Source organism: Methylobacterium sp. E-016 (genome assembly GCF_022829745.1).
In the GTDB taxonomy this organism is placed as follows: Bacteria; Pseudomonadota; Alphaproteobacteria; order Rhizobiales; family Beijerinckiaceae; genus Methylobacterium.
The window spans coordinates 84,247-104,758 of record NZ_JAKSYF010000130.1 but is presented as its reverse complement, the minus strand read 5'-3'; the positions used below and the strand labels follow the sequence as shown (position 1 = coordinate 104,758).

The following is a 20,512-nucleotide window of genomic DNA, read 5'->3' as shown; positions in this document are numbered from 1 at the left end:
GGGGTCTTTGTCCTGCGTTCGTGACGTGTCGACGACGAGAACGCGCCGGGAACCGATAAGGCCCCCGGCGCGCGTCGCCTCAGGGCTTCATCGTCGAGATGACCGCGTTCTTCGCCCGGTCCACCACGGCGACGCTGAGGTCGCGGTTGAGGACGTAGGCGCGGGCGTTGTCGGTCGAGAACGCGATCGCCTGGCGCGGCTCGTTCAGGCCGGTCACCGTTGCGACGACCTTGAGAGTGCCGGTGTCGATCACCGACAAGGAGTTGTCCTTGAGATTGCCCGAATAGACGAAGCGCCCGTCCGGGGTCAGCGCGGCGCCGTAGGGGTCCTTGCCCACTGCCACCTCGGAGGTGACCTTACGGGCGGCGACATCGACCACGCCGATGGTATTGCGGCCGCTGTTGGCGGCAAACAGCGTCTTACCGTCCTTGGTGATCGAGATGGCGCGCAGCTTGTCGAACCCGGCGATCTCGCCGGTGATCTTGTTGGTAGCGGTATCGACCAACGTGATCTTGTCGCCGAGGAAGTTCGTCACGAACACGGTCTTGCCGTCCGGCGACAGCTTCACGCCCTGGCGCGGCTGCGCGAAGCCGGGGATCACGGCCTCGGCGAGCATGGTCCTGGTGTCGAACACGGTCAGCGTGCTCGCGGCCTCGTTGTTGACGTAGAGCTTGCCTCCGTCGGCCGAGAGCACCGTACCGAACGAGCCGGGGCCCGCGGCGAGAACGCCGGCCTCCTTGCCGGTGGCGGTCTCGTAGACCGTGATCCGGCCGGTGCCGCTGTCGGAGACGTAGAAGCGGGCGCCGTCCGGCGCGAACACGATGTTGCGCGGCGTGACGAAGCCGTCGAGGCGGCGCAGCACCGTGCCCTTGGCGACGTCGTAGACGACGACGGCGCTCTCCTCGCTGTTCGAAACAGCGGCGACGGTCCCGGCGGCGTTCAGCGCCAGGGCGTTGTTCTTGATCGCGCCGTCGAAGCCGGCGGCGAACCCGGGCTGGGCCTGGGCTAGGAGCAAGGCGGCTCCGGTGAGGAGGGTGCGGAGGCTGGTGCGGATATGGGTCATGAAGCGGGTCTCTCGGGCATGCGCGCTCGTTCGGCGGCCGGGGCCTGCCGTGAGGGCTGGTTCGAAATCGGAAATCCGTGGTGCAAGGCCGGGCCGGCCGTGCATCGCCCTGAGGAGACGCCAGAAGGCGCGGTTTATTCCCCGAGGCCGGCGAAATAGCGCGGCGGCCTCGGGATTCGGGGGTTCAGGGCGTCGGCTTCAACGCCGTGAGGTAGTCGACGATGGTCTGCACGTCGGCCTGATCGACGGGCGCCTTGTAGACGTGGACCATCTTGTTCACGGTCTCGGTCCACTGCGCCTTCGTGAGCTTGGGCTGGGTCAGCACCATCCCGGCCGAGTGGCAGGCGAGGCAGTTGTTATTGACCGCCTCGGCCCCCGGTCCGTCGGGGAACATTCGGTCGGAAGTCGGGAATTCGATCGATTGCGAGGTGAAGCGCATCGGCTCGGGAGCCGGGGCGGCGAGCGCCACCAGGGGAGACAGTATGAGCGCGGCGATGAGGGCCGCAGGGCGGATTGGGTTCATGGCTGTTCTCCTCAAGCGGCCTGGAAGGACACGGCCTCGATGCCGTTCTGCATGAAGCCGGCGCCGTTCCAGACCCGGTCCATGGGCTGCGCGACGCCGTTGGTGTTGGTGCAGCGGACCCTGATCGTGTGGGTGCCGGAGGCCAGCGCCGGTAGGCTGCCCTCGAAGCGGCGGAAGCTGTAGGGGCCCTCGTCCGCGCCGAGCTGCGCCGGGAACCACGTCGCTCCGCCATCTCCGGAGAAGTCGACCGTCTTCACCCCGCAATCGCCGCCGAAGGCGATGCCGCGAAGGGCCACCGGCGTTCCGGCCGCCACCTTGGCGCCATCGGTCAGGTTGGTGACGAAGGAGCGCGGCACCATCCTGTTGATCGGGACCGTCTTGAAGCCGGTCTGGCCGGGCTTAATGTTGGCGCCCGGCACGTCCGGGATGCGGTAGGCGGTCTTCATCCAATATTGGTCGTCGGGCTTGTCCAGCACCTCGATGTCGGACAGCATCTTGACCCAATAGGTCGAGTACCAGCCCGGCACCACGAGGCGGAGCGGGAAACCGTTGAGCAGCGGAAGTTGCTCGCCGTTCATCGCGTAGGCGATCATCACCTCACCATTGTTGGCGTGGTCGAGATCGAGGGACTTCTTGAAGTCCGGCGCGTCGTCGACCACGGGCTCGTCGAGGCCGCTGAAGCGCACCTGCAAGGCACCAGACTTCACGCCAGCGCGTTCGAGCACGTCCTTGAGGCGCACCCCGGTCCAGCGGGCGTTGCCCATCGAGCCGTTGGCCCATTGCGCGCCGGGCACACGCGGCTCGAACAGCCCGCGTGAATTGCCCGAGCACTGGTTCACCGCGGCGATCTCGAAGCGGGGCAGGCCGGCGATGGCGTCGAGGGAGAGCGAGAGTTCCTTATCGACGTGGCCGTGGACCTTAAGACGGAAGGTGCCGGCGTCGACTTCGGTCGGGATCGAGGCCCAGTGCCAACGGACGTAGAAGCGGTCGTTGGGTGTGAACACGCCCTCGTCGAATACCGAGAACGGCGTCTCCAGCAGCGGCGGATGAGTGCGCTGCAGGATCATCTCGCCCTTGTCCGGAAAGGCCGTGGTCAACGCCCGCTCATCCGGGCCGCCCGGCAGCGGAAGCTTCACCGAGCCCGCCGCCCAGGCCGGCATGGCGGCGCCGAGGCTGCCGAGCCCTAGGCCACCCAGGACGAGGCGGCGGTTCGTCGGTCTGTCCAGTCCGTGCATGGTCTCTCCCCTAAGAATGTCGGCGTCGATGCGTTCGAGGGCATCGGACCCGTCGCGATTCCTCGCGACCATGGAGATGCTACGGGATACGATTTATTCCTTCCAACGGTCTTTCGCGATGTGAATGATCTCCAAACGCGATGATTTGAGAAGTTTCGATCTACGATGGGACGATCAAGGACGCCGTCTCGGCGTCACGCCGCCGGCGCGCCGACGGGCGCGGTCCTGCGATGCCCGAACAGGGCGTGACGCTCTGAAAAACCGCGAAGGGCGACGGTGCCGAGAGGTTCGAGGGCATGTGCCAACCCGTCGATGAAGGTGTCGGTGGCGATCAGCGGCGTGTCGTAGGTCTTGCACAGGCGCTCGACGCGAGCGAGCACGTTGAGATCGCGGCCGATCGCCGTGAAATCGACCCGGTCGCCGCCGCCGATATTGCCGTAGGCGATCTCCCCGACATGAAGTGCGACGCCGACCTCGAAGGCAGCTGTGTCACCGTCGCGCAGGGTCGCAAGCGCAGCGAGTGCGGCCTCGGCGGCATGCAACGCGGCACGGCGCGCCGCGGCCTCGTTGCGATCGGCATCGAACACGGCCAGTAGCCCGTCGCCGATATACTTCAGCACCTCGCCGCCTTCCGCCTCGATGGCCGGCACGATGGCATCGAACATCCGGTTGAGGGCGGCCACGACACAGTCTGGGCTCTGCCGGTCGGACAGTTCACCGAACCCGCGCAAGTCAGTCAGCATCATCGCGGCCCGCATCAGGCGCACGTCGCCACGCCGCACCGTGCCGGCCAGAATCTGCCGCGCCGGGTCGCGCCCGACATAGGCGCTCAGCACCGCGCCGAGCATGTCGTCGAGCGCCTTGATCTCGAACAGCAGCGAGAAAGACCCGACCAGCGCCAGCAACGTGTCGATCTCGATCGGCGTGAAGCCGCCCGGTCTCGCCGTGGCCCAGGAGGCGGCGCCCATGCGTCCACGCGCGGCGCGCAGCGGCACGATGAGGTAGTCGGTCAGACCCTCGTCGCGAAGCTCGCCCAGCACGGGAAACGGCAGCGGCCCATCCCCGTCGAGACGGCATCGGAATGGGGTACGGGTCTCGACCACGTGCTCGACGGTGTTGCCGTGAAAAGTCGGCGTACCCTCGATGCCGTGGCGGCGACGCAGGGCTAGGCTCGACGCTCCGGGATGCCAGACGCGCATCACCCACCGGAACGACGGATGCAGGGTCGGCGCGTGGGTGGTGGCGCGGGCCAGTGGCAGGCCGAGCCCCGAGAGGCACGCGCTGAACCCGTCGAGAAGGGCTGCCGCGTCCGCCGCTTCGCGACCCGGCCCCATCAACCATCCCGTCGCCTGCGCGACCGCCTCGGACGAAGATTGGGACGAACGTGTCACGGCAGTTCTTTCATCAAGAATTCGGATCGATGCCATAGCGCGGATCAGACGAGGCCGAGCACGTGGATCAGGCCGAGGCTGACGGCGCCTAGCGCAAGGAGCGAGGCGACCACCGCGAGGGTCACCCGCGCCCCGGCCTTGGCGACGCTGCGCACGTCGACCCCGAGGCCGAGCGCCGCCATCGAGACCACGGTCAGCACGTTGGCGGTCTCCGACATCGGCGCGAGCGCAACCTGCGGGACCAGCCCGGCCGAGCGAAGGCCCGCGAGCGCCAGGAAGGCGAGGATGAACCACGGCACCAGGCGGTGGATCGCGAGGCCGCCGCGGGCCGGGCGGTCGCCGGCGGTGACGCCGGGGGCAGCCTCGTCGGTCTCCTCGCGCAGCCGGCTCGCGCCGAGGGAGAGCACCAGGACGACCGGGCCTAGCATCAGCACCCGGACGAGCTTCACCAGGGTTCCGACCTGGACGCTGAGCGCCGCGACCGGCGCGGTGGCGGCGAGGACCTGCGGAACAGCGTAGACGGTGAGGCCGGCGAGCACGCCGTACTGCATCGGCGACAGACCGAGCAGCGGCACCAGCAGCGGCAGGCCGAGCACCACCAGCACGCCCAGCACCGCGGTGAAGGCGATGGAGGCGGCGACGTCCTCGCCGTCGGCGCCGATCACCGGGGCCGTGGCCGCGATCGCCGAGTTGCCGCAGATCGAGTTCCCGCAGGCCACGAGGATCGCCATGCGCGGATGCAGCCCGAGCGCTCGGCCGATGCCGTAACTCGACAGGATCGCCACGACGACGACGCCCGCGATGCCGAAGAGCAGGCCCGGTCCGGCGGCGAGGATCGTCGCGAGGCTGAGCGACGCGCCGAGCAGTACGACCGCGATCTCCAGCACGGTCTTGGCCCCGAAGGCGATGCCGGGAAAGAAACGCTGCGACGGGGTCCAAATGGTGCGGATCGCGCTGCCGAGCAGGATCGCGAGCACCAGGGCTTCGAGCCAGGCACGACCGAACAGGTGCGCCTCGGCGGCTTCGAAGCCGATCGCTGCGGCGGTGACCGCCACGCAGAGGCCCAGTCCCGGAAGGATGGCTCTCGTGCCGGCCAAGGCACGCGTCGGACGAGAGTGGGAGAAAAGTCTGGGCGCGGACATGGATGGCTCCGATGTGATGCCGGAGGATCCCAGGTCCCGTTCATTCACTCCAACGGAATGATTAGATGCTTTTCATCACTGAAATAGATGAAATGCGGACCCCTTCAGAGTTTGCGGAGACGCATTGTGAGGGGCCGACAGGCGGATTCACCCGTCGATCCAGCGGGCCGTGATCGTCGTGTCCGCAGCAAGCTCATAGATCCTGACTGCTGTTCCTGATCGTCGTGCTTGGTCCCTACGTGGCCCGGATCCCGATGGCCGCCCTCGTTGCGGTGATGATCATGGTGGCCATCAACACCTTCCAGTGGAAGTCGCACGGGACCCTGGTGACCCACCCGAAGGCGTCGAGCTTCGTGATGCTCGGCACCGTGGCGGTGGTGGTCGCCACCCACGACCTCGCCAAGGGCGTCCTTTTCGGCGTGGTCCTCAGCGGTCTGTTCTTCGCCCACAAGGTTACGAGGTTCTTCGCCGTCCGGTCGTCCCACGGTAAGGGCGACGTGCGGACCTACCAGGTCACCGGGCAGATCTTCTTCGCGACGGCCGAAGCCTTCCACGCCGCCTTCGGTTTTCGCGAGGAGGCCCTGCGGGCGGTCGTGACTGACCTGCAGGCGGCGCACTTCTGGGACATCTCGGCCATCAACGCCCTCGACCGGGTCGTGCTGAAGTTCCGTCATCACGGCATCGCGGTCGACGTCGTCGGCATGAACGAGGCGACGGCCACGATGGTCGAGCGCGTCGGCACCCACGACAAGCCGGGGGCGACCTTCGCCGTGGGCGGCCACTGACCGTGGCGTCATCCTTCGCAAGGGCGGACGGATGCGGGCTGCCGTCTTCATCCGCCGGTGCGACAGGTCCCTCGGGTGCGCGGTCTGAAAGTCGGGTCGGCAGGTTTGCGGCGTTTGTCGGGAGGTGCGACCTCGATGACCCTCGACCTCTCTCGGCCAAAGGCCTTTCGGCACCATCGCCGACGCCCGCAACGCTTTGCCCTGGCCGGGGACCGCGGCCGCGCCCCGCATCGCGCTCCGTTGGACGAGTGTCAGGTGGGACGGGACGATCCGCGCGACCGTATCCCCGACGCTTTCGCGATCAGGGGGAAGGCCCACATGGGAGCGACGCCGGTCCTCGATCTGCCTCAAGGGTGGAGGCACAGAAATCGACGACCCGCGAAATTCCCGCCTCGGCCTTCCTCGGAACGTCGAGGCTAAGCCGACGCCGGATGGTGGCCGGCCCTCTGGGGAACGACCAGAACGCATACGACCATCAACGCCGCGAGCACCACCGAGATGGTCAGGTCGCTGATCCCCAGGCCACCCTGGGCAGAGGGCTTGTCGAGCGAGTTCGCGACCGTCGCACCGAGCGGACGCGTCAGGATGAAGGCGGCCCAGAACAGCGCCGTGCGGGAGGTTTTCGTGAAGAAGTAGAGACCGGCCGTGACGGCCAGGGCGCCGGCGATCAGCAGGGCGCTTCCGTTGTAGCCGAGTGGGGTGTCGTCGGCCATCCAGTCGCCCAACGCGGTGCCGAGCGTCTGCGAGAACATGATGGTCAGCCAGTAGAAACATTCCACCTTCGGGGTCGCGACGGTCTCGACCGCGACCGTCCCCTCCGACCTGTACCAGAGGCCGAGCGAGCCCAGCACGAGCGCGAGGAGGGATAGCGACCCGCCAAGGTAGCCGATGCCCAGCGACCGGTCGAAGAGATCGGCCATCGTCGTTCCCGCCAAGGTCGTCGCAGTGATGACGGCCCAGTACAGGGACGGGTGAAACCGCTTGGCGTTGATCTGGGCCGCCACGGCGACAGCCAGGAGGGTCGCGAAGATCAGGGTGCCGACGAGGTAGCCCAGACCCAACGTCAGGGTGACGGCGTTGCCGCCGACCTCGCCCAGGGTCGTGGCAACGATCTTGATCCCCCAGAAGGCCAGCGTGATCTCCGGGACCTTGCTCACTTCGATACCGGTTCGGTCGTCGGCCATGGATGGGTCCTCCGTCAGGTCGATGGGTCGGCGGCGTCACGGCTGCCGCTCAGGACCCGATCAGCTTCCTCAGCCGGTCGAGGTTGGCGAGTTGCCGAAGGGCGGTGTCGCGGTCGGCCGCGGCCAGGCCGAGGATGACGGCCTCCAGGGCGACGAGCGTGGTGGCGTGAAGGGCGACCTGGTTCGCGCGGCCGCGACGGGCCAACAGCACGACCGTGGCCTTGCGGGCGATGGTGCTGGTCTCCGTGTCGGTCACGAGGACCACGGGCAGGCCCAGACGGTGCGCCTCGCCCATCACGGCCTGCACCTCGCGGTAGGGCTTGCCGTAGGCCAGGAGTACGACCGCGTCGTCGGCATGCAGGCCCAGCAACTGGTCGGCCAGCGACCATCCCGTCGCATCGAGAAGCAGGCTCTGCCGTCCCGAGCGCGTAAGTTGGAAGGCCACGTACCGGGCAAGATGCGCGGAGGGGCCGATCCCGAAGACGCCGATCCGGGTCGCTGGATGCAGGGCGGTGACCGCCGCGAGGATACCCGCGCGTCCGTCCTCGGTCCGGAGCGCTTCCATCCCCTCCCGGTGCGCTTCCAGCACGGCATCGATGGCATCGCCGGTGGTGGCGCCGACTTCCGCCAGCGTTCGACGCATGTCGGTCGCCGGCGTCCGTCGGCCGTCGAGTCCGGCGGCGAGCGCCTGCTTGAGATCGGGCAGGCCATCGAACCCCAGCGCCTGGACGGCGCGGATCACGGTCGCGTCCGATGTCGCGAGATGCGTGGCGATCTGCTGGGCCGAACTTGCGAGAACCGTCGCCCGGTTCTGATCCAGGTAACCCGCAACCCGGGCAACGGCGGGGGACAGGGATGGCATCAGCCGCCGGACCGTGTCGCCGAACTCGTCCGCCATCGGCTTCGACTCCGCCAGTCGGTGGTGCCCCGTTTGGAACCATGATGTAGCATTTTCTACAATGATGTTGACATCGGTAGCAAGAGCGACATTTCCTCCCGACGGAAACCGCGTCCGGCCAAGCGGTCGAGTGGCAGGGAGGATCGGAATGGCCATCGACTGGGTGCATGCATGGCCCACGGCACTTGCGGCGTTTCTCGCCTCCATCGTCGAGTTCGTCGAGGCCCTCACCATCGTGCTCGCCGTCGGCGCGACCCGGGGTTGGCGGAACGCCCTCGCGGGCGCCGCGGGCGCCCTCGCCGTCCTCCTTGCCATCGTGCTGCTCTTCGGCCCACTGCTGACCCGCATCCCCCTGCGGGACGTACAACTCGTCGTCGGCGGCCTGCTGCTGCTGTTCGGCATGCGTTGGCTGAGCAAGGCCATCCTCCGCTCCGCCGGGGTCATCGCCCTGCACGACGAGGACGAGGCTTACGGCAAGCAGGCGGCCGCGCTGGGCACCGGAGGCGGCGGCCGCCTTCGATGGGATGCGGTGGCCGTGACCACCGCCTTCAAGATCACCATGCTCGAAGGCCTGGAAGTCGTCTTCATCGTCGTCGCCGTCGGTGCGGGCGGGGCGGGACTCCTGGTCCCCGCCAGCCTCGGGGCGCTCGGCGCCCTGATCGTCGTGGTGGCGCTCGGCGTCGCGCTTCACCGCCCCCTGTCGATGGTGCCGGAGAACACGCTCAAGTTCACGGTCGGCGTCCTCCTGTCGGCCTTCGGCGCGTTCTGGGTCGGCGAGGGCATCGGCCTCGACTGGCCCGGCGGCGACTGGGCGGTCGCGGCGCTGACCGCGGGCTTCCTCGGCCTCTCGGTTCTGGCCGTGCCGACGTGCCGTCGACGTGCCGCCGCCCTTCGTCCCCTTCCCAACCTCTAGGCATCCGCATGCACTGGCTCGGAACCGTCCTTCGCGAACTCCTGGGATTGGTCGTGGACGATGTCGGCTTCGCCGCCTCCATCGTCGCCTGGGTCGGGGCGGCTTGGCTGGTGCGCGCCTACGGACAGGCCGGCACGACATCGGCCGCGATCTTCCTGTTCGGAGGGCTAGGCCTGATCCTGGTGGAAAGCGTCCTCAGGCGTTCCGGGGCGCCGCGATGACCCGGCCCTCGCTGCCGGTCGCGACCGATGAGATCAAGGCCGCCGAGATCACCCCATCGCTCCTAGCACGCATGGGGCAGCGCGACTTCGGGCTGGCGGCGGGCGCCTTCCTCGTCGTGGCACTGCTCCTCGGCTTCGGGCTTCTCGCCGACGAGGTGATCGAGGGCGGAACAGCACGGTTCGACCTGGCGGTGCTCACCGCGCTTCGAACGGGCAAGGATCTCGCCATCCCCATAGGACCGGCCTGGGTGCAGGAGACGGGACGGGACGTCACCGCGCTGGGAAGCTTCGTCTTCCTCGGCTTCCTTTCGGCCGCGACCGTTGGTTACCTCATGCTGGTCCGCAAGCGCGGCCTCGCGATGGTGATGGTGGCCGCGGTCCTCGGCGGCGCAATCGCAAGCACCTTGCTCAAGTACGGCATCGACCGGCCCAGGCCGGACTTCCCGAACGCGGTGCGGGTCTTCACGCCGGGCTTCCCGAGCGGTCACGCAACGCTTGCAACCGTCACCTTCCTGACACTCGGCGTCCTCCTGACCCGAGGGAGCGCCGACCGCCGTATGAAGTCGTACTTCATGGGCCTGAGCGTGTTCCTGACGGTGGCGGTTGGGCTGAGCCGGATCTACCTCGGCGTGCACTACCCGAGCGATGTCCTCGCCGGATGGTGCGTGGGCGCGGCCTGGGCGGTGTCCTGCTGGATCCTCGCCCTCTGGCTTCAATCCCGCGGCGAGATCGAGCGGGAAGTAGCCGAGGCCGCACCGGCTCGATCCGGAACGGGCACGGAGCCGGAGCTCAGTCGATGATGCGGCGGGATGCGATGGTGGTATCCGGACCGAACTCGTAGACCCGGATCGATCCGGTCGCGATCTCGACGGATTCGATTTCCCTTGGGCCCAGTCCTTCGAGCACCATCACCAAGGCCCGCAACGAGTTGCCGTGGGCGACGACCAGCGTTGGACCGCGCATCGCCGCCGGCTGGATATGCCTTAGGTGGAAGGGCACGACCCGGGCGACGGTGTCCCGGAGGCTCTCGCCGTTCGGCGGCTGACCCTTGTAGGAGCGCCGCCAGCCCTCGATCCGCTCCGCCCCGAAACGTTCGTAGGCGCCCTGCTTGCCAAGGCCGCTGAGGTCGCCGTAGTCGCGCTCGTCCAGGGCGGCATCCCGGAGGGGCACCAGATCGGCCTGCCCCAGGGCATCGAGCGCCAGCCGGGAGGTCGCGATGGCCCGCGCGAGGGTCGACGTGAAGGCTGAGGCGAAGCGAAATCCTTCGTCCTTGAGCCGCAGCCCGGCCGAGCAGGCTTCCTGTCGGCCCCGCTCGGTGAGGGGTGAGTCGAGCAGTCCCGTGAAAAGGCCGTCGGCGTTGGCTTGGCTCTGGCCATGGCGGACGAGGACGAGACATCGCCCCGGCGGGGGTACTGGGGAGGCGATCACGCGGGCTCCGGGCGAAGGGTGGTGCGGACAGGGAAATGCCGGCGCGGAGGACCCGCGCCGGCACCCTAGGCTCCTTGGTGTTCGCGACCGATCAGTTCGGCAGGGCGAACACGGTGAGCTGGCCACCGAGGTTGGTGTAGCTCGACAGGGCGGCGTAGCCGCCCACCGCGCCGAGGCCGGCGTTCGGGTCGGTCAGGCCGGCCGCGAGGCCGATGCCGGCCCAGCCACCGACACCCGACAGGATGCCGACGTACTGCTTGCCCTTGTGGGTGTAGGTCATCACGTTGCCGATGATGCCCGACGGGGTCTTGAACTTGTACAGTTCCTTACCCGTCTTGGAGTCGACGGCCTTCAGGTAGCCTTCCAGCGTGCCGTAGAAGACAACGTCGCCGGCGGTGGCGAGGGCGCCCGACCAGACCGAGAACTGCTCGGGATCGGACCACGCGATCTTACCCTTCACGCCGTCCCAGGCGATGAAGTTGCCCATGCCGCCATGGCTGTTCGGCGCGGGGTACATCGACAGGGTCGCACCGACGTAGGGCTGGCCCGGGGTGTAGGTCACCCGGAACGGCTCGTAGTCCATGCAGACGTGGTTGGTGGGCACGTAGAACAGGTTGGTCTTCGGCGAGTAGGCGGCGGGCTGCTGGTCCTTCGAACCCAACGCGGCCGGGCAGATACCCTTGGAGTTGGTGTCCTCGCCGTTCTGCTCGGTGGAGAACTTGGCCTGGACGAGGGGGCGACCGTAGGTCTTGGAGCCCTTGTCCATGTCGACCTTGGAGGCCCAGTTGACGACCGGATCGAACTTCTCGGCGACGAGGAGTTCGCCGGTGGCGCGGTCCAGGGTGTAGCCGAAGCCGTTGCGGTCGAAGTGGGTCAGGAGCGGGCGCTCCTTGCCGTCGACCTTCTGGTCGGTGAGGATCATCTCGTTGATGCCGTCGTAGTCCCACTCGTCGTGGGGGGTCATCTGGTAGACCCACTTGGCCTGCCCGGTGTCGGGGTTACGCGCCCAGATGGTCATCGACCACTTGTTGTCGCCCGGACGCTGCTTGGGGTTCCAGGTCGAGGGATTGCCCGAGCCGTAGTACATCAGGTCGAGCTTGGGGTCGTACGAGTACCAGCCCCAGGTGCAGCCGCCGCCGGTCTTCCACTGGTCGCCTTCCCAGGTCTTCAGCGAAGAATCCTTGCCCACCGGCTTGCCGAGGTAGGTGGTCTTCTCCGGGTCGACGAGCATCTCGTCGTCCGGGCCGACGGAGTAGGCGCGCCAGACCCGCTTGCCGGACTTGAGGTCGTAGGCGGTCACGTGACAGCGTACGCCGAACTCGCCGCCCGAGATGCCGACGATGACCTTGTCCTTCACCGGCAGCACGGTGGCGGTGTTGGTCTCGCCCTTCTTCGGATCGCCGTTCTGGACCGACCAGTTCACCTTGCCGGACTTGGCGTCGAGCGAGACGACCGTGGTGTCGGCCTGGTGCAGGATGATGGCGCCGTCGGCGTAGGCCAGGCCGCGGTTGACCGTGTCGCAGCACATCACCGGGATCACCGACGGGTCCTGCTTGGGCTCGTACTTCCACACGATCTTGGCCTCGTGGTCGAGGTCGAGCGCGTAGACGATGTTCGGGAACGGGGTGTGGACGTACATCATGTTGCCGATGACGAGCGGGGCGCCCTCATGGCCGCGCAGCACGCCGGTCGAGAAGGTCCAGGCCACCTGGAGGTTCTTGACGTTGTCCTTGTTGATCTGGTCGAGCTTCGAATAGCGCTGGTTCGTGTAGTCGAGGCCCGGGAACGCCCACTGGTTGGGGTCCTGCATCAGCTTCATCAGGTTTTCGTTCGCGATGGCCGGCATGGCGGCCGGCAGGAGCGTCGCGGCGTAGGCGACGGACGCCGCAAGGGCGATCTTCCTCATAGGTGTTCCTCCATTTGAGCGTTCGAACCCGGACGTTGTGTCCGCCAGGGGTCTCCTCACCGCATCCCGGTCCGTCGGCGGCGACGTGTCGGCCCTGCGCGCTTCCGCGCCGGGCCCCGGACCGGGGCTGCATTCCCCTCGAGCCCCAAGATCATCGTCCGGGAGCCCAAGTGGAGCGCCGGTAGAAGTATCGAATTATAAGATCAGCGCAATAAGCATTTTCTAAGTGCGACAGAATTATCCAGTCATTATCATGCAGATGCTGATTTAACCAATACGACGTCGCCCGAAAAAGCCATGGCTTTATCAGGGGCGCAAATAGTGCTGTTTTTTAAATAAAGATGCCGCTCTTTATTATTCCGAGACATCGCTTTTTTGCGTTGACTCAGACTATCGAGTGGCTATCCTTATTCCTGCGACAGACTAGACCTAAGCACATGTATTCTTGTGACCGCTCGGAGGCATGTGTCCTGGTCGCGGCGGAGCCTTATGGCTCCGCCTTTTTTTTCGTGCGCGAACGGGAAAAGGCCCGGACCGCGCCTGGTGGGCGACGGCGGGCATCAGGACGGTCTTGGATCGGGCAGGGTCATCGGTCGGCTCATGAGGGGCCGCCTTGCGGCGATCCGGTTGCGGTCATGAGCGTGACGGTGCGGGTCAACACATAGCTCTACCCGCGCCGAAGCGCTCGGTAGAAGCTATCGTCCGGCCCATAGGGGGCCGGCAGTTATCGGGGAGCTTCATCCCCATCCCACGTCCGGCAACGTGGATTAATCCGTCGTCCGGGTCAATCCCTTCGTCGACCGATCACGCGCGGGTCACGGCAAGGGAGAGGAAATAGGCGCCGTAGGCCGTCACCATGAGGGCCGCGACCCCGTCGAGGACGTAGGGCGGCACCTTCCGGAAGATCCCGGTGCCGCCGAGGGCGAAAGCCAAGGTCGCCACGAGCACGACCCCGATGCCGACCCCGAGGGTCGCCGTTCCCGCGCCCTCCCGAAGCGAGACGCCGAGCCAGACCACCAGGATCTCAAGCCCCTCGGCGACCAGGGCCCAGGCGGCGACGCCGAGGCCCGCGGCGTTGATCGGCCGCGACCAGTTCGCGTCCGTCGAGCCGGGGGCCGTGCCGGCATCGCGCTTCGAGAGCCCGTCGATGAACTCGTAGAGCAGGTACAGGCCGAACCCGAGCAGCAAGACCGCCGAGATCCAATCCAGGACGTTCAGGGCCAGGAGGTAGGCCGCCTTGCGCAGGACGACCGCGAGGATCGACACCGCCAGCCCGCCGAGGATGGAGCCCGCCAGGACGCTGCGCCATCCGAACCGGTACGCCCCGGCCATCATCACCGTCGCGGCGATGAAGAGTTCGGTGAAGGTCACCTGGAAGGTGATGACGGCTCCGAGCCAGGAAAGGGTCATGGGATGCGCTCCGCCCCGGGCCGGCGTCGAACGCGCCGGCCTCGGCCGCGGAGGGCATAGACATGCCCCGGGCCCTGGACCAGCCACCGTCTTTCGTGATGCTTTCGAACGACCCGGGCCCCATCCCCACTCGGGATGGGGCCCGGGCGCGCGGGAGTTGGATCTTGACGAACGGGCGAGGCGAAGGCATCTCCCGTCCACGGCAATGGAATCTGCCGGGCCTTTCGGCCAAACCGCCCCCTGGGCTAATGACTCCTACCTTTTGCGGCGCCGCAACAAGGGGGACTCATGCGCGCGACCTTCCAAAATCTCTTCGACAGCCTGAACCTCGCGGCGTTCGTCCGCACGCGGCACGCCCATGCCGTTTCGGTGGCGCGATGGTCGGCCATCCTCGTGCCGATGGCCGCGGCGGTCGGCACCCTCTGCGCGGCCTTCCTGTGGAGCCTCGACGCGGCCACCCAGGCGCGCTTCGACCATCCCTGGTTCCTGTTCCTGCTTCCGCTCGGGGGCTGTGCCGTCGGCTTGCTCTACCACCTGTTCGGCAAGAGCGTTGAAGGCGGCAACAACCTCATCGTCGAGGAGATCCACGAGCCGGACGGCGGCGTGCCGCTCCGGATGGCGCCGCTTATCTTCCTCGGCACCATCGTCACGCACCTGTTCGGCGGGTCGGCCGGGCGCGAGGGTACCGCCGTCCAGATGGGAGGCAGCCTTGCCAGCGCCTTCGGCAAGCTCTTCGGGGTCGATGCGGCCGGGGTCCGGGTCCTCCTGATGGCGGGTATCGCCGCCGGCTTCGGCGCAGTCTTCGGCACGCCCATCGCCGGCGCGGTGTTCGCGCTGGAGGTGCTCGCGGTCGGTCGCGTCGAGTACGCCGCGCTGGTGCCCTGCCTCCTCGCCGCGGTGGTCGGCGACTGGACCTGCCAGGCATGGGGCATCCACCACGGCTTCTACCACGTGGACTTCCTCGCCGGCGGCGCGAAGGCCCTGACCGTCGATCCGCTGCTCCTTGCCAAGGTCGCGCTCGCCGGCGTCGCTTTCGGCCTTGTCGGGTTGCTGTTCGCGGAAGCCAACCACCTCCTCGGTGGTTGGCTGAAGCGCCTGGTCCCGTACGGGCCGCTCCGCCCGGTGATCGGCGGCCTCGCGGTCATCGGCCTCGTCTACGCTTTTGGTACGCGGGACTACCTCGGGCTCGGCGTCTCGGCCGCCGACGCCGGCGGGATGACCATCAACACCTTCTTCGGGCCGGACATCCATCCCTGGAGCTGGGCCCTGAAGATCCTGTTCACGGTCGTGACCCTCAGCGCCGGGTTCAAGGGCGGCGAGGTCACGCCGCTGTTCTTCATCGGCGCGGCGCTCGGCAACGCCCTGGCCGGGCTGCTCGGCGCGCCGGTGGACCTGTTCGCGGCGCTGGGGTTCGTCGCGGTCTTCGCCGGCGCAGCCAACACGCCGCTCGCCTGCACGCTGATGGGCATCGAGCTCTTCGGCGCGACGCACGGGGTCTATCTCGCCGTCGCGTGCTTCCTGGCTTACCTCTGCTCGGGTCACAACGGCATCTACCTGTCGCAGCGCATCGCGGTCCCGAAGTCGGCGGCGGCCAACATCCCGGACGGCATGACCCTGCGCCAGGCCCGTACGGGCCGGGTGCCGACCGTCGCACCGTTGGCCGAGCGCCCCATCACCGAGGAGACGTCATGACCCCATCGCATCGCGTCGTCGCCGCCGACACCGGCATGATCCGTATCTACATGAAGCCGGGCGAGCGCGGCGGCGCCGGCAAGGGCCGGTGGTTCTCTGGCTCGAAGCCGCTCTATCGGGAGCTCGTCGCCCAGGCCAAGGCGGAGGGCCTCATGAACGCCGTCGCCCACCAGTCCCACCACGGCTACAGCAACCATGGGCCGATCCAGGACGACGGCGCCGAGTCGCTCAACCCCGAGCTGACCATGTGCGTCGAACTGATCGGCACCCGCGAGCAGCTCGAAGGCTTCTGCAGCCGGCACGGTGCCCAACTCGCGAACAAGGTCATCGTCTACAAGCACCTGGAGCACTGGAGCGTCAGCCAAGTCGGCGTCGGTGCGGCGGGCCGGGCTGCATGACATGAACCGTCCCGGGACGCTCCGGGCTTCGGATTGCCGGATAGGCCAACGAATGCGATAGCCGGCCATGGGTGCGCGGTCCGACCTTCGGACCGGCAGGCTTCAGCGTTGGTCGGGCCGCCAGCGCGGGAGATCTATGCCCATGCCGCGGCGCCTTCGCCCGACCTCGGCCCTGCGTAACGTCCTCCGGGGCGAGGCCTCAGGCGGCCTGATCCTGATGGCGAGCGCCGCCCTGGCGCTGGCCATCGCGAACTCCGGCTGGTCGGGCGTCTACTTCTCAGTCCTCAAGACATACGTCGCGACGGCCTGCCTGAACGGGGACATTCGTCTTCGTGTTACCTGAACGTTCCCGGCCCCAGGCCGTTGGAGGCTTGCCTTGCGAGCTTCCCGCGTTCGCTGACGTGGAGCCAGTGGATGCCCGCAATCGCCAGGACCGAGTTCGCGAAGTCCGAGACCCCGCTGCCCTCCGATGAGGGACATGGCCCGAGGGCGGGGTTCTGGGCGCTGACGCTCGGTTCGGTCGGCGTAGTCTACGGCGACATCGGCACCAGCCCGCTCTACGCCCTGAAGGAGTCCCTCCACGCCACCGCCGGAGGGGGGCACGCGCCGACCCGCGAGATGGTCTTCGGCGTCGTCTCGCTGATCCTCTGGGCGCTCATCCTCATCGTCACGCTCAAGTACGTGCTGCTGGTGATGCGGGCCGACAACGACGGCGAAGGCGGCACGCCGTCCCTCGTGGCGCTCGCCCAGCGGGCGCTGGGCCATTCCGGCGGGTTCGTGATCGTGCTGGGCATGGTCGGCGTCTCACTGTTCTTCGGCGACGCCATCATCACTCCGGCCATGTCAGTGCTCTCTGCGGTCGAAGGGCTGAAGCTGGTGACCCCGGCCACCGACCCGTACGTCCTGCCCATCAGCCTCGCCATCCTGATCGGGCTGTTCGCCCTGCAGAGCCACGGGACGGCGCGGGTGGCGACCTTCTTCGGCCCCCTCACGGCGTTCTGGTTCATCGTCATGGCGCTGGGCGGCCTGGGCCACCTCGTCGACGACCCGAGCATTCTGGGTGCGCTTAACCCCGCCCACGGCGTCTCGTTCATCCTGAGCCACGGCACGGCCGGCCTGCTGGCGCTCGGTGCCGTGTTCCTCGCTGTGACCGGCGCGGAGGCGCTTTACGCCGACATGGGACACTTCGGTCGCACGCCGATCCGCGCGGCCTGGTTCGGGCTGGTGCTGCCGGCGCTCGCCCTGAACTATCTCGGCCAGGGCGCCATGCTGCTCGCCCACCCCGAGCGGGCCGAGAACCCGTTCTTCCTGCTCTATCCGTCCTGGGCTCTGCTGCCGATGGTGCTACTCGCCACCGTGGCGACGGTCATCGCCAGCCAGGCGGTGATCACCGGCACCTTCTCGATCACCCAGCAGGCGATGCAACTCGGCCTGCTGCCGCGCATGCGGGTCCTGCGCACCTCCGAGACCGAGAAGGGGCAGATATACATCCCTCGGGTGAACTGGTGGTTGCTCGTCGCGGTCGTGTTCGTGGTGGTGCTGTTCAAGTCGTCGAGCGGCTTGGCGGCCGCCTACGGCATCGCGGTCACCGGCGACATGGTCATCACCGCCTGCCTGCTGTTCGTCGTCGCCTGGAAGGTCTGGCGCTGGTCGCCTGCGGTCGCGGCCGCGGTCATCGCGCCGTTCCTACTCATCGAGTTGGTGTTCCTCTCGGCCAACGCGCTCAAGATCCTGCACGGGGGCTGGGTGCCGTTGACCATCGGCGCCGCCCTGGTCACGGCGATGTGGACCTGGCGGCGCGGCTCGGCCCTGATCGCCGAGGAGATCCACCGTCGGCGCGTGCCGCTCTCCGAGTTCACGCGGATGGTGGAGACCGGCTCGATCCAACGGGTGCCGGGAACGGCCATGTTCCTGACGGGAACGCCCGGCGATACCCCAGGGGCCCTGATGCACAACGTCAGGCACAACCGGGTGATGCACGCGAACAATTATATCCTGCACGTGGTCACCGAGGACCTGCCGCGCGTGGCAGACGCCGAGCGCGTCGCCGTGAGGAAGCTGTCCGACGCCTTCTCCTGCGTGACGGTGCGCTTCGGGTTCACCGAACTGCCCGACCTTCCGCGCGCCCTTGCGGCCGCGGGCCTGGACAAGGGCGACCTGTCGTACTTCCTGACGCGGCGGGTGCTGGTGGCCTCGCCGGAGACCGGCATGCCGGTGTGGCAGGACAGGCTCTACATCTCCATGGCCCGTGCGGCCACGGACGCGTCCCGCTACTTCCGCATCCCGGTCGACCGTGCCGTCGAGATCGGCGCCCGGATCGACATCTGATCCCGGGGAGGTCCGAGTGCGGTCGAGATTGTTTTCGATCCATTGCCAGCGGCGGTCGTGCTCGCCACGCGTCAGATCAGGCTGTTTCCTTCGCCCTACGCATCTCTTGGCCATCCTGGATGACCGGCAGACTTCGGCTCGTAGTCCGTTCGCGCGGTAGCACCGCGGTGCTTCCACGGTCGGCAGGGCCACCTATGTCTGTCTTAGCACAGCACGCCGCCGAAAGCGGCCAGACTGCTCTCCACCCATCCCGGTCATAAGCATCTGGTCTATCAGGCTGCCCGGAAGCGGACACTCTGAGGGTCCGAGAAGGGTCGGAAGCGGACGGTATCAAGCGTCAGGTTTCGACCACTAGGCCTCGGGGTCGATATCCGACGTTTCAGGTCCTCCTCCGCAGGGATCTCGGCGTGGATGCGACCATTGCGGGCAACAAAGGTGCGGGTTCTCCTTGGCTCGCCGCTCACCGCGGGGGAACGGGCGAGGATCCGAACGGGTTCTTCGGCTCTGCCGCATGAGGCGGTGAGTGTCCCGAGCCAGCAACCGTCAAGGGACCGATCCAGGAGTTCGGGCGCATGAACCAATCCTCTCCGTCCGCCCGTGCCGGTATCATGGCGCGCCTCGGCAAACGGGAGATTGGTCTGCCCGTGACGCTGTTTTGCGTCGCCGCCCTCATCCTCGGGTTTGGTCTCCTGGCCGACAAGGTCATGGAGGGCGGCACGATGGGGTTCGACACCCGCGTCGCCCACTTCTTCCGTCCACCCGGCGCGGCTGGTCCGATTGGACCGGATTGGCTGCACGAGATGGCCCGGGACGTGACCTCCCTGGGCAGCATGGTGGTTCTCTGCTTTCTCATCGCGGCTGTGGCAGGCTACCTGCTCCTGATCCGCAAGCAGGGGGCAGCGGTCCTGGTGGTAGGCTCAATCCTGGGCGGGACGGTCATCAGCTTTGGCCTCAAGCTCCTCTTCAACCGTCCGCGACCCGAGATCCCCGGCGGCATCCAGGTGTTTACCGCCAGCTTCCCCAGCAGCCACGCCATGCTTTCCGCCGTCACCTACCTGACGCTCGGTGCCCTCATGACGCGCGTGGCGGCGGGCGCTCGCCTCAAGGCATACTTCATGGGGCTGGCCGTCTTCCTCACGGTGGTGGTCGGGATGAGCCGGGTCTATGTCGGGGTGCACTACGCGACCGACGTGCTGGCGGGCTGGTGCGTGGGGTCGGCCTGGGCGGTCCTGTGCTGGGTCGTGGCCCTCCAGCTCCAGCGACGCGGTAAGGTCGAGAAGCCCGACCATGTCGCGGGCGAGGCCGGCATCGAGGCATAGGACCCCATGCGTCGTTCTTCCTAAACGCATCCTCCGCCTGACTGAAGGAACGGACGCATCCCAGTATTCGTTCGATTAGCAGGACCGCATCGTCGATGCCTGCGGCCAGGCCGTCCGACCATTACGGGCACGACCGAAATGATGCCGTTAGGGGGCCCGTAGGGCGGCCGGATCAAGCGGCGCTGGTGGTCTCGGCCGGCCCGGCTTGCCGACTGCCTCCCAAGCTATCAAGGCGGCCCCGAGGCTGATCCAGATATCGGCCATGTTGAAGGTGAACCAATGCACCTCCGCCGGGTGCAGGTCGAGGAAGTCCGTGACGCGGCCGTCCGCACATCGGTCGATGAGGTTTCCCAGGGCACCGCCGGTCATGATGGCGAAACCAACTCCTTCCGACGCTCCGGTCGCGCGGAATGCCAACCCGGCAACGAGGGCCGTCAGCATTCCCTGAAGCGCAAGAAGGACGACCAGGGACGTCGCGTCATGCGCCGGAAGCAGGCTGAAGCTGATGCCATGATTGAACGCGAGCCTGAGGTCGAGCATCGGCAGTACCGCGTGCACGGTTCCGTCGGAAAGCCTGTCGACCGCCAGCGCCTTGGTCCACAGGTCGGTGCCCGCCGCGGTCACAGCGATTACGACGAGGGCGCCGACCTCGGCCCTTTCCCGTATGAGACGCATC

General features: G+C 67.5%; 19 protein-coding genes, 1 pseudogene and 2 riboswitches. Of the genes and pseudogenes, 9 read left to right on the top strand and 11 right to left on the bottom strand.

Features of this window, described 5'->3' with window-relative positions; genetic code table 11:
• Positions 1 to 79: 79 nt before the first annotated feature.
• The 5 genes from MKK68_RS18415 to MKK68_RS18395 form a co-directional block, all read right to left on the bottom strand.
• Positions 80 to 1,063, bottom strand: coding sequence for a beta-propeller fold lactonase family protein (locus MKK68_RS18415; RefSeq protein ID WP_147840836.1), 984 nt, complete (start codon positions 1,061 to 1,063; stop codon positions 80 to 82).
• A 184-nt stretch (positions 1,064 to 1,247) separates the two neighbouring features.
• The gene (locus tag MKK68_RS18410; protein WP_147762548.1) at positions 1,248 to 1,586 is read right to left on the bottom strand and encodes a c-type cytochrome; all 339 of its coding nucleotides are present in this window, start codon (positions 1,584 to 1,586) and stop codon (positions 1,248 to 1,250) included.
• An 11-nt stretch (positions 1,587 to 1,597) separates the two neighbouring features.
• On the bottom strand, positions 1,598 to 2,821 hold the full coding sequence (locus MKK68_RS18405; protein ID WP_147840835.1) for a molybdopterin-dependent oxidoreductase: 1,224 nt from the start codon (positions 2,819 to 2,821) through the stop codon (positions 1,598 to 1,600).
• A gap of 194 nt (positions 2,822 to 3,015) precedes the next feature.
• Positions 3,016 to 4,212, bottom strand: a complete 1,197-nt coding sequence (locus MKK68_RS18400) for an adenylate/guanylate cyclase domain-containing protein (RefSeq protein ID WP_243924978.1) — start codon at positions 4,210 to 4,212, stop codon at positions 3,016 to 3,018.
• Between the two features lie 44 nt (positions 4,213 to 4,256).
• Positions 4,257 to 5,354: a YeiH family protein gene (locus MKK68_RS18395; protein ID WP_147840833.1), complete on the bottom strand. Its 1,098-nt coding sequence runs from the start codon at positions 5,352 to 5,354 to the stop codon at positions 4,257 to 4,259.
• Between the two features lie 206 nt (positions 5,355 to 5,560).
• Here MKK68_RS18395 and MKK68_RS18390 point away from each other — a divergent pair.
• Positions 5,561 to 6,139: pseudogene (locus tag MKK68_RS18390) on the top strand (STAS domain-containing protein); the annotation flags it as partial.
• Positions 6,140 to 6,555: 416 nt separating this feature from the next.
• Here MKK68_RS18390 and MKK68_RS18385 read toward each other — a convergent pair.
• Positions 6,556 to 7,323, bottom strand: a complete 768-nt coding sequence (locus tag MKK68_RS18385; RefSeq protein ID WP_147840832.1) for a hypothetical protein — start codon at positions 7,321 to 7,323, stop codon at positions 6,556 to 6,558.
• A 49-nt stretch (positions 7,324 to 7,372) separates the two neighbouring features.
• The gene (locus MKK68_RS18380) at positions 7,373 to 8,221 is read right to left on the bottom strand and encodes a MurR/RpiR family transcriptional regulator (RefSeq protein ID WP_187275329.1); all 849 of its coding nucleotides are present in this window, start codon (positions 8,219 to 8,221) and stop codon (positions 7,373 to 7,375) included.
• A gap of 148 nt (positions 8,222 to 8,369) precedes the next feature.
• Between MKK68_RS18380 and MKK68_RS18375 the strand changes: the two genes are divergently transcribed.
• Genes MKK68_RS18375 through MKK68_RS18365 form a run of 3 tightly spaced genes read left to right on the top strand, consistent with a single transcriptional unit; the run spans position 8,370 to position 10,155 of the window.
• On the top strand, positions 8,370 to 9,134 hold the full coding sequence (locus tag MKK68_RS18375) for a COG4280 domain-containing protein (protein ID WP_147840830.1): 765 nt from the start codon (positions 8,370 to 8,372) through the stop codon (positions 9,132 to 9,134).
• 8 nt (positions 9,135 to 9,142) lie between these two features.
• Positions 9,143 to 9,355, top strand: coding sequence for a hypothetical protein (locus MKK68_RS18370; protein ID WP_147762555.1), 213 nt, complete (start codon positions 9,143 to 9,145; stop codon positions 9,353 to 9,355).
• Positions 9,352 to 10,155, top strand: a complete 804-nt coding sequence (locus MKK68_RS18365; protein WP_147840829.1) for a phosphatase PAP2 family protein — start codon at positions 9,352 to 9,354, stop codon at positions 10,153 to 10,155. Before MKK68_RS18370 ends, MKK68_RS18365 begins: the two co-directional genes overlap by 4 nt.
• Here MKK68_RS18365 and MKK68_RS18360 read toward each other — a convergent pair.
• The 3 genes from MKK68_RS18360 to MKK68_RS18350 form a co-directional block, all read right to left on the bottom strand.
• Positions 10,145 to 10,780, bottom strand: coding sequence for a 2,3-bisphosphoglycerate-dependent phosphoglycerate mutase (locus tag MKK68_RS18360; RefSeq protein ID WP_409565425.1), 636 nt, complete (start codon positions 10,778 to 10,780; stop codon positions 10,145 to 10,147). The genes MKK68_RS18365 and MKK68_RS18360 overlap by 11 nt on opposite strands.
• A gap of 94 nt (positions 10,781 to 10,874) precedes the next feature.
• Positions 10,875 to 12,689 (bottom strand): lanthanide-dependent methanol dehydrogenase XoxF5, encoded by a 1,815-nt coding sequence (gene xoxF5 / locus MKK68_RS18355; protein ID WP_147840827.1) that lies wholly within the window; start codon positions 12,687 to 12,689, stop codon positions 10,875 to 10,877.
• A gap of 682 nt (positions 12,690 to 13,371) precedes the next feature.
• Positions 13,372 to 13,443, bottom strand: a riboswitch (Fluoride riboswitch).
• Positions 13,444 to 13,493: 50 nt separating this feature from the next.
• Entirely contained in the window at positions 13,494 to 14,099 is a 606-nt protein-coding gene (locus MKK68_RS18350) for a TMEM165/GDT1 family protein (protein WP_147840826.1), read from the bottom strand.
• 192 nt (positions 14,100 to 14,291) lie between these two features.
• Positions 14,292 to 14,364: riboswitch (Fluoride riboswitch) on the top strand.
• Positions 14,365 to 14,387: 23 nt separating this feature from the next.
• Here MKK68_RS18350 and MKK68_RS18345 point away from each other — a divergent pair.
• From MKK68_RS18345 to MKK68_RS18325, 5 genes are all read left to right on the top strand, one after another.
• Positions 14,388 to 15,791, top strand: coding sequence for a voltage-gated chloride channel family protein (locus MKK68_RS18345; RefSeq protein WP_147840825.1), 1,404 nt, complete (start codon positions 14,388 to 14,390; stop codon positions 15,789 to 15,791).
• Positions 15,788 to 16,189 (top strand): DUF190 domain-containing protein, encoded by a 402-nt coding sequence (locus MKK68_RS18340; protein ID WP_147762561.1) that lies wholly within the window; start codon positions 15,788 to 15,790, stop codon positions 16,187 to 16,189. Before MKK68_RS18345 ends, MKK68_RS18340 begins: the two co-directional genes overlap by 4 nt.
• 142 nt (positions 16,190 to 16,331) lie before the next feature.
• Positions 16,332 to 16,532, top strand: coding sequence for a Na+/H+ antiporter NhaA (locus MKK68_RS18335; RefSeq protein ID WP_243924977.1), 201 nt, complete (start codon positions 16,332 to 16,334; stop codon positions 16,530 to 16,532).
• A gap of 71 nt (positions 16,533 to 16,603) precedes the next feature.
• Positions 16,604 to 18,517 (top strand): potassium transporter Kup, encoded by a 1,914-nt coding sequence (locus MKK68_RS18330; protein ID WP_147840824.1) that lies wholly within the window; start codon positions 16,604 to 16,606, stop codon positions 18,515 to 18,517.
• 572 nt (positions 18,518 to 19,089) lie between these two features.
• Positions 19,090 to 19,836 carry a phosphatase PAP2 family protein gene (locus tag MKK68_RS18325; RefSeq protein ID WP_147840823.1) on the top strand — a complete coding sequence of 249 codons (747 nt, stop codon included), beginning with the start codon at positions 19,090 to 19,092 and terminating at the stop codon, positions 19,834 to 19,836.
• A gap of 147 nt (positions 19,837 to 19,983) precedes the next feature.
• Here the strand turns inward: MKK68_RS18325 and lspA are convergent, their stop codons facing one another.
• Positions 19,984 to 20,511: a signal peptidase II gene (gene lspA, locus MKK68_RS18320; RefSeq protein ID WP_056250438.1), complete on the bottom strand. Its 528-nt coding sequence runs from the start codon at positions 20,509 to 20,511 to the stop codon at positions 19,984 to 19,986.
• Between the last annotated feature and the right edge of the window lies 1 nt (position 20,512).

What these genes read in the sequence shown, in the direction of transcription:
- MKK68_RS18415 (WP_147840836.1), bottom strand. Translation starts at nt 1,063, where the DNA reads ATGACCCATATCCGCACCAGCCTCCGCACCCTCCTCACCGGAGCCGCC.
- MKK68_RS18340 (WP_147762561.1), top strand. Translation starts at nt 15,788, where the DNA reads ATGACCCCATCGCATCGCGTCGTCGCCGCCGACACCGGCATGATCCGT.
- MKK68_RS18385 (WP_147840832.1), bottom strand. Translation starts at nt 7,323, where the DNA reads ATGGCCGACGACCGAACCGGTATCGAAGTGAGCAAGGTCCCGGAGATC.
- MKK68_RS18345 (WP_147840825.1), top strand. Translation starts at nt 14,388, where the DNA reads ATGCGCGCGACCTTCCAAAATCTCTTCGACAGCCTGAACCTCGCGGCG.
- MKK68_RS18335 (WP_243924977.1), top strand. Translation starts at nt 16,332, where the DNA reads ATGCCGCGGCGCCTTCGCCCGACCTCGGCCCTGCGTAACGTCCTCCGG.
- MKK68_RS18370 (WP_147762555.1), top strand. Translation starts at nt 9,143, where the DNA reads ATGCACTGGCTCGGAACCGTCCTTCGCGAACTCCTGGGATTGGTCGTG.
- xoxF5 (WP_147840827.1), bottom strand. Translation starts at nt 12,689, where the DNA reads ATGAGGAAGATCGCCCTTGCGGCGTCCGTCGCCTACGCCGCGACGCTC.
- MKK68_RS18330 (WP_147840824.1), top strand. Translation starts at nt 16,604, where the DNA reads ATGCCCGCAATCGCCAGGACCGAGTTCGCGAAGTCCGAGACCCCGCTG.
- MKK68_RS18350 (WP_147840826.1), bottom strand. Translation starts at nt 14,099, where the DNA reads ATGACCCTTTCCTGGCTCGGAGCCGTCATCACCTTCCAGGTGACCTTC.
- MKK68_RS18410 (WP_147762548.1), bottom strand. Translation starts at nt 1,586, where the DNA reads ATGAACCCAATCCGCCCTGCGGCCCTCATCGCCGCGCTCATACTGTCT.
- MKK68_RS18395 (WP_147840833.1), bottom strand. Translation starts at nt 5,354, where the DNA reads ATGTCCGCGCCCAGACTTTTCTCCCACTCTCGTCCGACGCGTGCCTTG.
- lspA (WP_056250438.1), bottom strand. Translation starts at nt 20,511, where the DNA reads ATGCGTCTCATACGGGAAAGGGCCGAGGTCGGCGCCCTCGTCGTAATC.
- MKK68_RS18375 (WP_147840830.1), top strand. Translation starts at nt 8,370, where the DNA reads ATGGCCATCGACTGGGTGCATGCATGGCCCACGGCACTTGCGGCGTTT.
- MKK68_RS18380 (WP_187275329.1), bottom strand. Translation starts at nt 8,221, where the DNA reads ATGGCGGACGAGTTCGGCGACACGGTCCGGCGGCTGATGCCATCCCTG.
- MKK68_RS18405 (WP_147840835.1), bottom strand. Translation starts at nt 2,821, where the DNA reads ATGCACGGACTGGACAGACCGACGAACCGCCGCCTCGTCCTGGGTGGC.
- MKK68_RS18365 (WP_147840829.1), top strand. Translation starts at nt 9,352, where the DNA reads ATGACCCGGCCCTCGCTGCCGGTCGCGACCGATGAGATCAAGGCCGCC.
- MKK68_RS18325 (WP_147840823.1), top strand. Translation starts at nt 19,090, where the DNA reads ATGAACCAATCCTCTCCGTCCGCCCGTGCCGGTATCATGGCGCGCCTC.